Genomic DNA, 494 nt, shown 5'->3' with positions numbered 1-494 from the left:
GTGTATAAGAGACAGGACTACAGGGGTATCTAATCCTGTTTGCTCCCCACGCTTTCGCACCTCAGCGTCAGTATCTGGCCAGGTGGTCGCCTTCGCCACCGGTATTCCTCCCGATATCTACGAATTTCACCTCTACACCGGGAATTCCACCACCCCCTCCAGTACTCAAGTCTGCCAGTTTCAAATGCACGTCCCCGGTTAAGCCGAGGGCTTTCACATCTGACTTAGCAAACCGCCTACGCGCGCTTTACGCCCAGTAATTCCGAACAACGCTTGCACCCTCCGTATTACCGCGGCTGCTGGCACGGAGTTAGCCGGTGCTTCCTTTGATGGTACCGTCAAATATAACAGATATTAGCTGCTATACATTTCTTTCCATCTGACAGGATTTTACGACCCAAGGGCCTTCATCATCCACGCGGCGTCGCTGCGTCAGGGTTGCCCCCATTGCGCAATATTCCTCACTGCTGCCACCCGTAGGCTGTCTCTTATAC

The 494-nt window shown here is 53.4% G+C and carries 1 rRNA gene; it reads right to left on the bottom strand.

The features are described 5' to 3' along the window. Window positions 1-494: ribosomal RNA gene (locus tag ACTHSL_RS12910) — 16S ribosomal RNA — on the bottom strand; the annotation flags it as partial.

This window comes from Neisseria sp. P0008.S010, assembly GCF_051962715.1.
Taxonomy (GTDB): domain Bacteria; phylum Pseudomonadota; class Gammaproteobacteria; order Burkholderiales; family Neisseriaceae; genus Neisseria; species Neisseria elongata.
The sequence above is the reverse complement of the archived record's forward strand: the minus strand, read 5'-3'. Positions and strand labels throughout refer to the sequence as shown.